Source organism: Psychrobacter pocilloporae, assembly GCF_029872915.1.
GTDB lineage: Bacteria > Pseudomonadota > Gammaproteobacteria > Pseudomonadales > Moraxellaceae > Psychrobacter > Psychrobacter pacificensis.
Genome location: NZ_PGFT01000001.1, coordinates 2,864,611 through 2,878,550, shown reverse-complemented (window position 1 = coordinate 2,878,550; position 13,940 = coordinate 2,864,611). Strand labels below are relative to the sequence as shown.

Annotated in this window: 12 protein-coding genes; 7 read left to right on the top strand and 5 right to left on the bottom strand. The window is 45.7% G+C overall.

Annotated features, from left to right (window positions below; translation table 11 throughout):
* Positions 1 to 56 precede the first annotated feature (56 nt).
* The 3 genes from CUR83_RS12295 to clpP form a co-directional block, all read right to left on the bottom strand.
* A complete protein-coding gene (locus CUR83_RS12295; RefSeq protein WP_083328923.1) occupies positions 57 to 1,085 on the bottom strand; it encodes an SDR family NAD(P)-dependent oxidoreductase in 1,029 nt (342 codons plus the stop codon).
* Positions 1,086 to 1,427: 342 nt separating this feature from the next.
* The gene (gene clpX / locus CUR83_RS12290; RefSeq protein ID WP_071002879.1) at positions 1,428 to 2,702 is read right to left on the bottom strand and encodes an ATP-dependent protease ATP-binding subunit ClpX; all 1,275 of its coding nucleotides are present in this window, start codon (positions 2,700 to 2,702) and stop codon (positions 1,428 to 1,430) included.
* Between the two features lie 186 nt (positions 2,703 to 2,888).
* Positions 2,889 to 3,515, bottom strand: coding sequence for an ATP-dependent Clp endopeptidase proteolytic subunit ClpP (gene clpP / locus CUR83_RS12285; RefSeq protein WP_212564481.1), 627 nt, complete (start codon positions 3,513 to 3,515; stop codon positions 2,889 to 2,891).
* A gap of 803 nt (positions 3,516 to 4,318) precedes the next feature.
* On the opposite strand from clpP, the gene CUR83_RS12280 reads away from it, so the two are divergent.
* From CUR83_RS12280 to CUR83_RS12250, 7 genes are all read left to right on the top strand, one after another.
* Positions 4,319 to 5,341, top strand: a complete 1,023-nt coding sequence (locus tag CUR83_RS12280) for an urease accessory protein UreD (protein WP_284719741.1) — start codon at positions 4,319 to 4,321, stop codon at positions 5,339 to 5,341.
* Positions 5,342 to 5,420: 79 nt separating this feature from the next.
* Positions 5,421 to 5,723, top strand: a complete 303-nt coding sequence (gene ureA / locus CUR83_RS12275; RefSeq protein ID WP_057761815.1) for an urease subunit gamma — start codon at positions 5,421 to 5,423, stop codon at positions 5,721 to 5,723.
* Between the two features lie 44 nt (positions 5,724 to 5,767).
* On the top strand, positions 5,768 to 7,942 hold the full coding sequence (ureC, locus tag CUR83_RS12270) for an urease subunit alpha (RefSeq protein WP_284719740.1): 2,175 nt from the start codon (positions 5,768 to 5,770) through the stop codon (positions 7,940 to 7,942).
* A 180-nt stretch (positions 7,943 to 8,122) separates the two neighbouring features.
* A complete protein-coding gene (gene ureE, locus CUR83_RS12265) occupies positions 8,123 to 8,755 on the top strand; it encodes an urease accessory protein UreE (RefSeq protein WP_186473524.1) in 633 nt (210 codons plus the stop codon).
* Positions 8,745 to 9,539 (top strand): urease accessory protein UreF, encoded by a 795-nt coding sequence (locus CUR83_RS12260; protein ID WP_186473525.1) that lies wholly within the window; start codon positions 8,745 to 8,747, stop codon positions 9,537 to 9,539. Before ureE ends, CUR83_RS12260 begins: the two co-directional genes overlap by 11 nt.
* Positions 9,540 to 9,596: 57 nt before the next feature.
* Positions 9,597 to 10,286: an urease accessory protein UreG gene (ureG, locus tag CUR83_RS12255; RefSeq protein ID WP_212564119.1), complete on the top strand. Its 690-nt coding sequence runs from the start codon at positions 9,597 to 9,599 to the stop codon at positions 10,284 to 10,286.
* 51 nt (positions 10,287 to 10,337) lie between these two features.
* The gene (locus CUR83_RS12250) at positions 10,338 to 11,090 is read left to right on the top strand and encodes a HupE/UreJ family protein (RefSeq protein WP_093070416.1); all 753 of its coding nucleotides are present in this window, start codon (positions 10,338 to 10,340) and stop codon (positions 11,088 to 11,090) included.
* 205 nt (positions 11,091 to 11,295) lie between these two features.
* Here the strand turns inward: CUR83_RS12250 and tig are convergent, their stop codons facing one another.
* Together tig and rdgB are read right to left on the bottom strand one after the other, a co-directional pair.
* A complete protein-coding gene (gene tig / locus CUR83_RS12245) occupies positions 11,296 to 12,639 on the bottom strand; it encodes a trigger factor (RefSeq protein ID WP_093070414.1) in 1,344 nt (447 codons plus the stop codon).
* Between the two features lie 439 nt (positions 12,640 to 13,078).
* Complete coding sequence (gene rdgB / locus CUR83_RS12240; protein WP_284719739.1) at positions 13,079 to 13,732, bottom strand: RdgB/HAM1 family non-canonical purine NTP pyrophosphatase; 654 nt, start codon at positions 13,730 to 13,732, stop codon at positions 13,079 to 13,081.
* Between the last annotated feature and the right edge of the window lie 208 nt (positions 13,733 to 13,940).

Genomic DNA, 13,940 nt, shown 5'->3' with positions numbered 1-13,940 from the left:
AAAAGCCCTGCTGTTCAAAAACAGTAGGGCTTTTTTATTTAAGGAGCGTCAGTTAGTTATGGTGCGGTACTTGTTTTATCACTACGCTTGTTATTGCGTCTTGGTTTTAGTTTACGCGATAACTGAGTGATGTCGTTTATAACTTCACTATAATGTGATGGGAATACCCGCTGAATGGCATCAACCATTTTGGCATCATTCCCAATTAAGCAGCGCTGCTGATTGGTCGCAGCGGCATGTAAAATAATCCAAGCTGCTTCGCTGGCATCAAATTTCAACAGTTTATTAAAGCTTTTAATGGCTTTATCACCAGTAGGCATACCGACCGTACTGGTACTATCATTGCCACGTGCGCTATTGGCAATATTGGTTTTGATACCGCCTGGATGGATACAGGTCGCTGATACACCGCAATTCTGAATGTTAAGCTCTTGACGCAGGCTTTCTGTAAAGCCGCGTACCGCAAACTTACTGGCATTATAAGCAGAATATGAAGGCTGAGCGGTCAAACCAAACAAGCTGGAGATATTGATCACATGACCATGTTCTTTAAACTGGCGGGGTTGATCGTTTTGATTATCACTCGTCACCTCGCTTTGTTTGACACTGTTTTTGATGAGTGGCAAAAACGCTTTGGTGCCATAAACCACGCCCCAAAAATTGATATCCATCACCCATTCAAGCTCCTCAATACTAGCGCCCTCTATCGTCGAAGAGAAGGCCACGCCTGCATTGTTAAAGATGAAATTGACTTTGCCATGGTCGCGCATCACGCTATCCGCCCACGCTTGCATAGCGTCATTGTCTGATACATCAAGTACAGTCATGGTGACCTTAACATCATAACCAACCAGCATCTCTTTGGTTCGTGTCAGTTGTTCTACATTGATGTCTGATAGCGCCACATGACAGCCCATTTTTGCTAAGTGAAGCGCAAGCTCGCGTCCCATCCCAGAACCTGCGCCAGTAATGGCGGCGACATGATTTTGGTAATAAGGTGCAATATCATTATCTTGTTCGCTGGGTGTATAAAAGGGCAGGTGCTGGCGTAATGAGGACGCCATCGTGGTTATATTGTTAAGCATAATAAACAGTCCTTTGTATTATTAAGAGTGAGTATTCATAGGTGCCATAGACGTTGGAAAACAGCAGTAGAATAAAAGTCGCAATAGACTATCTACATTAGCATGATTAATCATGAGGTCTACTTGCGATTGATAAATACTGCTATCATTTTGTAATGAGGAGCGTCAATTATCTCTAAAGCACTATACTGTTAAGTGTTCTTGGAATATAAAGGTTAATCAAATTTTTGATAAATAATTTAGGCGATCGATAGACATAAAAAAGCGCCGTGGCTTATAAGGCCAGACGCTTTTTTTGAATACCTCATTACTAATAATGAGCCATCTAAGTCGCATTATGCATTAAGCAATTTTAGGTATTTTACCTTCATTGATGACTTCTGCATCAACCATCACGGTCTTGGCATTTTCCATAGAAGGTAGCTCATACATGGTCTCAAGCAGGGCGTTTTCTACGATAGAACGTAGACCGCGCGCGCCAGTTTTACGCTCCATTGCTTTTTTGGCGATGGCATCAAGTGCTTCATCTGTAAAGCTGATCTCAGCACCTTCCATATCGAACAAGTACTTGTACTGTTTGACCAGTGCGTTCTTAGGTTCGGTAAGGATTTGGACTAAGGCTTCTTCATCAAGCTCTTTGAGCGCTGCAAGCACAGGCAGACGACCGATGAGCTCAGGAATCAAACCAAACTTGATCAAATCTTCTGGCTCAACTTCTTGTAGCAAGTCTGAGCTACGACGGCTGTCGTCTTTTGAGCTAACATCTGCGTTAAAGCCGATACCACCTTTTTCGGTACGTTGCTGAATGACTTTATCAAGTCCTGCAAACGCGCCGCCGACGATGATTAGGATGTTACTGGTATCGACTTGGATCAGCTCTTGCTGTGGATGCTTACGACCACCGTGCGGCGGAATCGCAGCAACGGTGCCTTCGATCAGCTTTAGCAGCGCTTGCTGCACGCCTTCGCCCGATACATCACGGGTAATCGATGGGTTATCACCTTTTTTGCTAATTTTGTCGATTTCATCAATATAGATGATGCCTTGTTCCGCTTTGGCCACATCGTAGTCAGACGCTTGTAGTAGCTTTTGCACGATGTTCTCAACGTCTTCACCGACATACCCTGCTTCGGTCAAGGTGGTGGCATCGGCCATTGCAAATGGCACATCAAGCAGACGAGCCAAGGTTTGCGCCAGCAAGGTCTTACCAGAACCCGTTGGGCCAATCAGCAAAATGTTACTTTTTGCCAATTCTACCATCGCATCATCAGCACCGATTTTGGCTTTTTTGCTGTTATTGGCAAGTGTCTGGCTGACTTTTAGACGTTTGTAATGGTTATATACCGCGACCGATAACGCTTTTTTGGCAGCGTCCTGACCGATGACATACTCATCAAGCTTGGCACGCAGCTCTTTTGGGGTAGGTAGCTTTTTGTTGACCCATGAGGTATCTACGTCGCTGTCGTCATCGCTGTGTTCTGCACTGTCTGCGATTAGATCAGTACATAGCTCGATACATTCATTGCAGATATTGGCGTCATCAGCAGCAATCAGCTGCTGTACATCACTTTTGGCTTTACCACAAAACGAACAATGCGGGGTGTTATCTTCTGCCATAAAAGGCGCTCCTAAAGTTTAAAACTGGTTAGTCTATTTGCGACATATCGATGGTTGTATTGGTTGAACGCTCATACCTGCTTACGATCTATCAGGTATGAGCGGCATATTGATTTACCATACAAACAGACTATAACTATTCTTATGATGGCGCACTCGTTTGAGAGGCGTAGCGCTTATTTGAGATTACAAAGATTCAGGACGGCGCTCTAATACTTCATCAACCAAACCGTACTCTTTGGCTTCCTCAGCATCTAACCAAAAATCGCGCTCGACGTCTTTTTCGATTTTTTCGAGTGGCTGGCCGGTGCGCTCAGCCAAAATGCGGTTTAGGCGATCACGGATTTTGAGGATTTCACGAGCATTAATCTCGATATCAGTCGCTTGGCCTTGCGCGCCGCCTGATGGCTGGTGAATCATCACGCGAGCATTGGCGAGTGAGTAGCGCTTACCTTTTTGACCCGCGGCCAACAAGAATGAGCCCATGCTATAAGCACCGCCCATACAGATGGTGGATACTTCAGGTTTGATAAAGTTCATGGTATCAAAGATTGCCAAGCCTGCACTTACTGAGCCACCTGGTGAATTGATATACAAATGAATGTCTTTGTCAGGGTTTTCAGCTTCTAGAAATAGCAGCTGTGCGACGATTAGATTGGCCATATGGTCTTCGACTTGGCCTGTCAAAAAGATCACACGCTCACGCAATAGGCGTGAAAAAATATCAAACGAGCGTTCACCGCGTGAAGACTGCTCAACCACCATTGGTACTAGCGCCGCTTGGGTGGTTTGTACTTCTTTGTGAGCGCTCATTAGCATATCAAAATGTGGGTTAGCAGTGATGCGTTCATAATCTGTCATAGAAAAGTCCTATCGATAAAGGGATAAAATAAAAAACAGTTAAAATGGTTTTATTGTCTGGTATGTTTTGTGCTAATGGGTAGTTTATAGGGGGACTACGCCCACTATTCAAGCCTATAAAACCCGTTTGTACATAAAATAGGTGAAAAAGTGAGTCCGCTATATTTTTATATATAAGTTGAAAGAATATCCAAAAAAGGCAGATTCTATCTGCAAATCAGGCGTATCCCACAGAAACTTACCCCGATATGGATATCATAGAGCAGTGTCTCACCATACTTTTAACATAGAATACCTGATTAACTGCCTTGCAATCTACCTATCTTACTATTCAATTGTGCAAATGTGGGTTGTCAAAAGAATCCTTAAGTGCATTTACTCATAGTTATTCTTATAAGTAGAAAGTGCGGCCTGACATAGTGTGTTAATAGTCCAAGTTTGAATGCTAAAAAATGGTGCATATTAACGAAAAACGCCACAATTTGGTGCAAACCGTTATTTATCTAATAGTTATCAGCGGTAAAAGGCTGATTAAAAAATAGCTAAACCAGCTTTGTCATGTTAGTAAGAAAAAATATACAGTCAAAACCAAAGTAAAATCATTATGTTGGGTGTGATGGTGGAGTGTATGTAAGAGTGTTTGCATATGAGTTGGCATAATGCTTGTATAGACAGTGAAATTAACTGACTTTTTGGTCAGGAACCAGATTACTAGATTGTATTTAATGAGTAAAATGAGCAAATGAGTATATAAAATGAGTTGGGCTTCTTCTTTAACATTGAGTTTTGACACTGTTAAGCGCACAGATATTGCCAAAATTGCGGCTGCTACCGCTAAGACGCGGCTATCTCATCGTGAGCACACGGGCGCGCTTATGGTACAGCGTGCCCTATATCCTGAGCCACGTGGGCAGCAAGGCATTTGTCATATATTGATGTTATATCCGCCAGCAGGTATCGCAGGCGGTGATACGCTGACGATAGAGTTGCATTTAGACAATGGCAGCCATGCTGTTATCACTACACCAGGGGCTGGCAAGTGGTATGGTAATGACGGTGTCAGCCAAAAACATAAAGCTCGGTCGGACGACAACGACACGCACCAAAGTATGAGCCAAGACAAGATAGCTGCCTATGCAAGCCAACATCTGCAAGCCAAACTCGCCGCACATGTTCGCTTAGAATGGCTACCACAAGAGAGTATTATTTATAACGAAGCCAATATGCATGCAGTGAGCCGTTTTGATTTAGCTGACTCATCTAGCTTGCTGACTTGGGAGATTAGCGTATTTGGGCGGCAAGCATATGATGAGCAGTTCTTGCAAGGGCGTTATCATACTGGATTAAATATCTACCGAGAAGGTAAGGTTATCGTTGCTGAACGTGTCAAACAGGCTGCCCAAAGTCGCTGGTTTACATCGAGTCTAGGACTAGCAGATCAGCATATTTATGGGTCATTTTGGGCAGTGCCAAGTTTGAGCGATGTACATGACAACGCTGCACTGCCTGCCTCTGCCGCACAATCAGACGAGACAGCCTTAGCAACGATGAAGCAGGCCCTAGCTCGCTATTTAGACAATACCATCGTTGCATTACGCCATATGATTACTGAGGCTAGATTACCGGTTTATTGTACTCATAACGGTCAAGCCATTAATATTCGGTATATCGGTTCAGATGTGCGCGGCTGTTTTGAAGCTTTTTATCAAATCAGAGAAGGCTTGCGACATCATTGGTGGCAGCTTGAGCCTTGCCGTCCGCGTATTTGGGACACCTAAGTCTACGGTTTTTCATAGCTAAGCCACACGACCTGATAATCTGCTATAACTTTTATAATAAATAAAATAAGGATTTGCCATGCATCTGACGCCAACAGAAAAAGACAAGCTCATGCTATTTACCGCTGGCATGGTGGCTGAGCGCCGCAAAAACCGCGGCGTTAAGCTCAATTACCCCGAAGCCATCGCTTATATCAGTATGCTGCTGATGGAAGGGGCTAGAGATGGCAAAAGAGTGGCTGAATTAATGAGTGAAGGGGCTACTTACCTGTCTGCCGATGATGTCATGGAAGGGGTGGCAGAGATGGTCGATGAAGTGCAAATCGAGGCGACCTTCCCTGATGGTACCAAATTGGTCACGGTACACAATCCCATCGTATAGTTCTGTCTATCACTAAATGATCACTCCAAAATAAGGCGGCTCCCATGCAAGCAGGCGAATATAACATCCAAGATGGTGACATTATCCTAAACCAAGGACGACAAGTACAGACCATCAGTGTGAGTAATACTGGCGATAGACCGATCCAAATCGGCTCGCATTATCACTTTTATGAAGTCAATGATGCGCTGAGCTTTGATAGAGAGCAGACCCGTGGGTATCGCCTAAATATCATCTCCGGCACGGCAGTTCGTTTTGAGCCGGGGCAGTCGCGAGAGGTAGAATTGGTGGCTTATGCTGGCAAGCAGGAAGTATATGGCTTTGCAGGTCGTGTCATGGGCGCGGTTCAACCAGATAAGACCGATGAAAAGAAACTGGCTACTTCGCAAAAGCGGGTGAGTCGGCAGATTTATGCAGAGCATTTTGGTCCTACCACAGGGGATAAAGTGCGTCTTGCCGACACTGAGCTTTGGCTACAAGTTGAGGCGGATTTGACCAGCCATAAAGATACTGCTGTTGACCAAGCGAATACGTCACAAAGTGATGAAGGTACTAGCCATACTACCGAGATTAAGGGTGAAGAAGTCAAATTTGGCGGCGGCAAAGTCATCCGTGATGGTATGGGTCAAGGGCAACTGCTGGGGGCTGAGGTTGCAGATACCGTGATTACCAATGCGCTGGTTGTAGATTATACGGGTATCTACAAAGCCGATATCGGTATCAAAAATGGCCGTATCAGCGCGATTGGTAAAGCGGGCAATCCTGATATCCAGCCTGCCATCGATATTCCGATTGGCGGCGCGACCGAAATCATCGCTGGTGAAGGCAAAATCCTCACCGCAGGCGGCGTCGATAGTCATATTCACTTTATCGCGCCTCAGCAGTGTGAGACGGCGCTGATGTCGGGGGTGACCACGATGCTAGGCGGTGGCACAGGCCCTGCCCAAGGTACGCTCGCGACTACTTGTACGCCGGGGGCATATCATATTGCCTCAATGCTACAATCTACCGATAGTATCCCTATGAATATTGGGCTATTGGGTAAAGGCAATGTGAGTGTGCCCACTCCAATTGCTGAACAAATCGAAGCGGGTGCCGTGGGGTTAAAGCTACATGAAGATTGGGGTACGACGCCGCAAGCTATTGATAATTGTCTGAGCGTTGCTGACGATTATGATGTGCAAGTTGCGATTCATACTGACACGTTAAATGAAAGTGGCTATCTTGAGAGTACACTAGGCGCATTTAAAAACCGCTGTATCCATACCTTTCATACCGAAGGCGCAGGCGGTGGCCATGCGCCTGATATTCTAAAGGCCATTGGCGAGTCGCATGTGCTGCCATCTTCCACCAATCCTACTAGGCCTTATACCGTCAATACTATTGACGAGCACCTCGATATGCTCATGGTTTGTCATCATTTAAGCCCTGCTATCGCTGAGGACGTAGCATTTGCCGAAAGCCGCATTCGTCAAGAAACCATCGCGGCTGAAGACATCTTGCACGATTTGGGTGCTATCTCGATGATGAGTAGTGACTCACAAGCGATGGGGCGCGTGGGTGAAGTGGTCATTCGCACATGGCAGACGGCGCACAAAATGAAAGTTCAGCGTGGTCATCTGGCTCCAGATGCGACAGCACAAACAGAGCATCAAGCGCAGCATATTACTCTGACCGACTACGATCAAAGCGCGGACAATGATAACTTTCGCATCAAACGCTATATCGCAAAATATACGATAAATCCTGCGATTACGCATGGTATTAGCGATATGGTCGGCTCCATTGAAGTGGGTAAATGGGCGGATATGGTGCTGTGGTCGCCCAAGTTTTTTGGGGTAAAACCTGAATGCATCATCAAAGGCGGCCTGATCGCTGCGGTACCGATGGGCGATATCAACGCCTCTATTCCCACCCCTCAGCCTGTGCATTATCGTCCTATGTTTGCGTCGTATCCAAAGTCAGTCGCTCAAACCAGTATCACTTTTATGTCGCAAGCGGCGATAGACAAACAAGTCGATAAGCAGCTTGGACTGACCAAAGTGATTCAGCCTGTCCACGGGATACGTGAGATTCGCAAAAGCGATATGCGCCTCAACAGCTACTGCCCAGATATGGACATCAATCCTGAGACCTACGAAGTACGTGCCGATGGCAAAACGCTTACCTGTGAGCCTGCTGAGGTACTGCCCATGGCACAGCGTTATTTTTTATTCTGATTTTTATTTTAAGATTTAAAGACAAACGGCTAAAGGCTGTCTTAAAAAGCGTGTCACAGGCTTATAGAGAGCTGGTTTTGGCGTGATCTTCTCATTGATTGCTGACAGCCATTTTGGGCACTTTTATTATCAATACTATTATTCAATCATTTGAGCCACAGTAAACAGAGCATTATATTTATGAAAATATTTAATACCCGTCTCCCTACCTTAAGTGATATCCAACAAGCGCAATTGACTGCCCAGCGCCAAGCGGATGACTATCTGCTTTTGGACTTTGATACTCGTCAGCATTCGCGATTTCGAGCTGTGACAGTTTCAGGGGAGGCGGTCGGTATCGATTTGCCGCGTACTGGTGTCTTAAAAGGAGATGACGTCCTCACCAATGCCGCAGGGGAGTTAATGCAAGTTATTGCCAAGCCGCAAGCGGTGACCAAAGTGATGGCAGCCGATGATTTTTTATTAATGAAAGGCGCGTATCATTTGGGCAATCGCCATGTGCCGTTGATGTTTGAGCACAGTGCAGCAGGGTACGCGCTGTATTTTGAAAACGATCATGTACTGGCACAAATGCTAGAAAATCTTGGGCTGCATACTGAGTCTGCATCAGTGCCGTTTGAGCCTGAAACAGGCGCTTATCAGACAGGACACGGGCATTCGCATAGCCATTCTCACGCTCATACGCATTCGCATAATGACGCGCATAACCATGATGATGACCATGACAACAACCACAATCACAATCACAATCATAACCATGATGACAGCCACAGCCAACATAATGTGTCTATAGGTCATTCAAATGAGGGTTGATGGCAGTACTCAGCCTACTCAGTCTGTCCAACTTGGGCAGATGTTGATGCTGGCCTCTAGTAACTTGCCGATTGGTAGCTATACCTACTCGCAAGGCGTAGAGTCAGCGATTGAGTCAGGCATTATCTCTCATGAAGTCAGTACGCTTACCTTTATGCAAGACTATCTTGCGCTGGCTATCATTGGCTACGAGCTACCTATATTGGCACTGATCATGTGTGCGCTTGATCAAGGTCATGAAGCGCTAGCGGCAAATCTGGCACATGATTATCATGCAGGCCTTGAGAGTAAAGAGTTTATACTAGAGTCGCAGCAGTTGGCACAAGCAATGGTATCTTGGCTCAACGAGGTACTGAATCTTGGTATACCTGCTGAGATACCTGATGATGGTTATTTACCACTTTTTGCTCACATTGCCCAGCATTGGCAGCTGCCACTCATGCAGTCGATGACCACCTATGGATTTGCTCAATTGGAAAATATGGTGCTCGCTGCTGTCAAGACCGTACCACTCGGGCAAATGGCGGGTCAGCGTATCTTGTGGCAGCTGCAAAGTGATCTTGGCTCTGAAGTTGGAGCGCTGAGCGATAGCATACAGCAAGCCTTTGAGGATGTAATCACGTCATCAAAAGCGACCGACACGCTCAATATGAGTGAACATCAGGGTTGTCAAAAGCTGTGCGAAGACCTCTATGACAGGCTCAATATTTCTAATAGCTTGCCCAATTTGGCGATTCTCTCAAGTATGCATGAGGAGCAATACAGCCGGTTGTTCCGCTCATAACTGTACCTTTATCTCTATTTATCACTATTCCTATATGAAACATTTAAGGAGCTTACCATGTCTCTAACCCCGATCAAACCAAAAAGCACCCAATCTACACCTGACTCACATATTGATAATGACCAGTCAAATCCGCCTGCTTCTTTATCCTGCTTACGCCTCGGCATCGGCGGGCCAGTCGGTAGTGGTAAGACCGCTTTGACCCTAAAATTGTGTCAAAACTTGCGTGATACGATCAATATGGCAGTTGTCACCAATGATATTTATACCAAAGAAGATTCGCAGTTTTTGACACGCAATAATGCGATGCCCGCTGAACGTATTCGCGGCGTAGAAACGGGCGGCTGTCCGCATACTGCGATTCGTGAAGATGCGTCGATAAACCTGACGACCATTGCCGAGTTGCAAGAAACCTTTGAAGGCCTAGAATTGATTATCATTGAGTCGGGTGGTGACAATCTTGCCGCGACCTTTAGCCCAGAGCTGTCTGATTTGACCTTATATGTCATTGACGTCTCAGCGGGTGACAAAATACCTCGTAAAGGAGGCCCTGGTATCACCAAGTCGGATTTATTAATCATCAATAAAACCGATCTTGCGCCAATGGTTGGCGCATCGCTTGAGGTGATGGAGCGCGATGCCAAAAAAATGCGTGGCGATAAGCCTTTTGTCTTTAGCAATATGAAAACCGGTGATGGTCTGGATGAAATTATTGCCTTTATCAAAGAGCACGGTATGCTCGCTTAACCAATAGCCCCTCATCAATCATTAAAATATTCATCATAAGGAGTCAACCCCATGACACAACATACAAAAGAGCACCACAGTCATAAAGCCCGTTTTTCACAGGCTTTATCTTCTCGAAAAATAGCAGCGGCTTCAATGACGCTTGCAACCTTTACGATGGTACCGTCGTTGGCGCAGGCACATTCGGGTCATATTCACTCGGCTACTATACAAGCGCCCTCGTTTTTGGGCACATTGCAAGCGGGACTGCTGCATCCAGTGACGGGTCTTGATCATCTGTTTTTGGCAGTCGGTATGGGCATGTTGTTTTATGGACTACAAAAGCAGCGCCTAGGTATGATGTCACTGACAGCTGGATTATCACTAGGGGCCGTTTTGGGCACTATTGGGGTGTTGGTTGGCGGTGTTGGGTTTGCGGCATCATCTGGATGGATTGAGATTGCCATATCGCTATCAGTGGTCGTATTGGCTCTGATTTTGATGAGTGATAAGAGTCGACAAGAAGCTTTTTCAGCGCGTACGCAGCCAGCGCATACGCCAAGCATCCAGCAACTATCGTTGTTTGGTTTTGGTGGTTTGGCGGTCTTTCATGGATTGGCACATGCCCTTGAAGTACCAGCGAATGCTGGCGTAAGTGGTCAGTTGGGTTTTTATGCAGGGATGCTAGTGACGATGCTGGCGCTATATGCAGTTGGTACGTTGGTCAGCCAGCAGCTACAGCAGCGCCTAGGTGGTAACTTATGGTTACAGCGCGGGCTAGTCGTACTTGGACTGGGCGCGGTGTTTGTACCTGCTCTAGTATAGGGTGTATTATTGCAAGACTTTGAGCGTAGTTTTAGCTGATACGTCTTGCGTAACGACCATGCTAGCGATTGGTTAATCGAAAAAGCCATTGAGCGTGCACAAAAAAATACGGCCCCGATCGATGATCGGGGCCGTATTTTTTGATATGTAGAACAAGCGTGCTGTATGGTGTTATGGTTTAACACCATACAGCGCTCAGTCTAGATTACATACCTTGCTGCTGTTGTTGCTGAGCCGCTAGCAAATCTTGGTAGCTGACTTCTTTGTCAGTCACTTTGCCTTGGCTGATCAAGTAATCTACTACTTGGTCTTCTAGTACCACAGACTCAATGTTAGCGCGTTGCTGCTTGTCATTGGTGTAGTACTCGATCACTTCCGCTGGATCTTCGTAGTTTTCAGCCGCTTCTTTGATGAAGGTTTCAACACGCTCTTGATCCACTTCTAGACCTTCGGTGTCGATAACACGGGCAACGATGATACCAAGACGGGCTGCACGTAGCGCTTGCTCTTCAAAGAGCTCATTTGGCAGCATGTCTTTATCGAAGCTATCAGCGCTCGCACCAAACTGCTGAGAAAAACGTTGCATCATCATGTTGCGTTGACGCTCGATTTCTTGCTCTAGCATGGCGCTTGGTACGTCAAACTCGTTCTTTTCTAGCAATGCATCAAAAGTCGCTTGCTTCACTTGGCTACGCGCGGCGTTCTTGATTTCGCGTTCCATGTTTTTGCGTACGTCTTCTTTTAGTTTGTCTACGCCGCCTTCGGTCACGCCAAATAGCTCAAGGAACTCTTCATCGATCTCAGGTAACTTAGGTTTTTCAACCAATTTTACGTTGATTTTGAACTGAGCTTCTTTACCTGCTAGGTTTTCTGCTTGATAATCTTCTGGGAAAGTCACATCGATAACTTTTTCTTCGCCAGCTTTCATGCCTTTGATACCGTCTTCAAAGCCTGGAATCATCTGGCCGCTACCGATGACTAGTTTGAAGTCTTCAGCGCTACCGCCTTCAAACTTCTCGCCGTCGATTGAACCTTCAAAGTCGAAAGTGACCTGAGTATCTTTAGTCGCTTTACCTTTTTTCTCAACGTACTCTTGACGCTGCTTTTGTAGGTTTTCGATCATGGTGTCGACGTCTTCATCGCTGACGGTTGCCGTGTGACGCTCAACTTCGATTTCATCGATACCTTGTACGTCGATTTCTGGGAAGATCTCAACGGTGGCTTGATATACCAAGAAATCGTCTTCAAGTTTGACGTCGTCGATGTTTGGCATGCCAACCGCGCGGATGTCTTCAGATTTGATCGCTTCAAAGACCGTATCACGGATCACATCGTTGATCACTTCTTGCTGGATGCCCGCACCGTACTGTGAGCGGATGTGCGACATTGGCACTTTGCCTTTACGGAAACCGTCGATTTTGGCGGTTTTCGCCACTTGGCTGATGCGGCCTTCTACTTTGTTTTGGATTTTTTCAACGGGTACTTTAACCGTGAGCTGAGTCTCTTTATTAGATAGCTTGTTGGTTGTGACTTGCAAATCTGTAGCCATGTTCATTACACCTTTAGGATTAAGTAGTACGTTTGATTGCTGAGATAGTACTTAGGGTTAAATGGTAATAGACAAACCGTGCCTCAAATTACGGGCGTGTACGACGGTTGCCGCTGGAATAAATAGGGGATAATGATAAGCCCGCCACTTCAAAATCAGCACCAGTAGCAATCGCCGCTGATACTAAAGGGTGACACTGTCGAAGTTGTCAGGGTTACCAAATATCAGTTATAAACCGTTAATGCACCGCATAATAACGCTTTTTGGTGAATTATACAGGCAAATAACGGCCTTCAACAAAATTTTAAAAGTAGAACAGTATAATCTATCTGCTTATTAAAGTAAAAATTATCTCTTTGACGGCAGGGTTTCTAAGGTTTTTTTCGATGACAAGCGCACTTATTTTACAAGAGAACCTATAAAGTTTTTATAAGAGAACCTATAAAGGCAGTTGTGCCAATAATTGCTGAATAGCCTGCCCCCGATGACTGAGACGATTTTTATCAGCCGCGCTTAGGCTTGCCGCACTGGCTTGTAGATTAGGTAACCAAAACAATGGATCATAGCCAAAACCGCCGTCGCCATGCGGTGCGTCTAAGATCTCACCGTGCCATAAGCCTTGAGCGATAATCGGTAATGGGTCATCTGCATGACGCACCATAGCCAGCACGCAAACGAACATACCCTCAATCGGTGTGTCAGGCTGGGTCGTGCGTAATGGCTGCAAGTCAGCAATGAGCTTGGCGTTGTTTTTACTATCATTGCCATGCTCGCCAGCATAGCGCGCCGAGTAGATGCCGGGGGCATTACCGAGTACAGGCACGCACAGTCCTGAGTCATCAGCAATCGCAGGCAAGCCGCTGATACGGCTAGCATGGCGTGCTTTGATAATGGCGTTTTCGACAAAGCTGAGCCCATCTTCTATCGCATCGTCGATATCGAGCTGACCTTGCGGGACAATCGTCACGTCCAAGTTCGCTTCGGCAAATAGCCGTTTAAACTCAGCCAATTTGCCTTTATTATTACTGGCGAGCACCCACTGGTTATCAGAGGTTGATTGGGGAACAAGTTGTACGGTATCGGTAGTGCTCATAGGGTCGTTCCGTTATATAAAAAATATGAATGAATTAGCCGAGCTTTAACTTTTGGTATTTTTATAGATGCTATATAGATCGACCTAGATAACGATGTTAGTACTGATGACATAGGGTTTGACGAGGTAAAAGGTCATCGTTGAATAAATAACTAGTGACGATGCAGAATATACGAGCTATAACATTTGGTAACTGATATTATTAGGG

What these genes read in the sequence shown, in the direction of transcription:
- CUR83_RS12295 (WP_083328923.1), bottom strand. Translation starts at nt 1,085, where the DNA reads ATGCTTAACAATATAACCACGATGGCGTCCTCATTACGCCAGCACCTG.
- clpX (WP_071002879.1), bottom strand. Translation starts at nt 2,702, where the DNA reads ATGGCAGAAGATAACACCCCGCATTGTTCGTTTTGTGGTAAAGCCAAA.
- clpP (WP_212564481.1), bottom strand. Translation starts at nt 3,515, where the DNA reads ATGAGCGCTCACAAAGAAGTACAAACCACCCAAGCGGCGCTAGTACCA.
- CUR83_RS12280 (WP_284719741.1), top strand. Translation starts at nt 4,319, where the DNA reads ATGAGTTGGGCTTCTTCTTTAACATTGAGTTTTGACACTGTTAAGCGC.
- ureA (WP_057761815.1), top strand. Translation starts at nt 5,421, where the DNA reads ATGCATCTGACGCCAACAGAAAAAGACAAGCTCATGCTATTTACCGCT.
- ureC (WP_284719740.1), top strand. Translation starts at nt 5,768, where the DNA reads ATGCAAGCAGGCGAATATAACATCCAAGATGGTGACATTATCCTAAAC.
- ureE (WP_186473524.1), top strand. Translation starts at nt 8,123, where the DNA reads ATGAAAATATTTAATACCCGTCTCCCTACCTTAAGTGATATCCAACAA.
- CUR83_RS12260 (WP_186473525.1), top strand. Translation starts at nt 8,745, where the DNA reads ATGAGGGTTGATGGCAGTACTCAGCCTACTCAGTCTGTCCAACTTGGG.
- ureG (WP_212564119.1), top strand. Translation starts at nt 9,597, where the DNA reads ATGTCTCTAACCCCGATCAAACCAAAAAGCACCCAATCTACACCTGAC.
- CUR83_RS12250 (WP_093070416.1), top strand. Translation starts at nt 10,338, where the DNA reads ATGACACAACATACAAAAGAGCACCACAGTCATAAAGCCCGTTTTTCA.
- tig (WP_093070414.1), bottom strand. Translation starts at nt 12,639, where the DNA reads ATGGCTACAGATTTGCAAGTCACAACCAACAAGCTATCTAATAAAGAG.
- rdgB (WP_284719739.1), bottom strand. Translation starts at nt 13,732, where the DNA reads ATGAGCACTACCGATACCGTACAACTTGTTCCCCAATCAACCTCTGAT.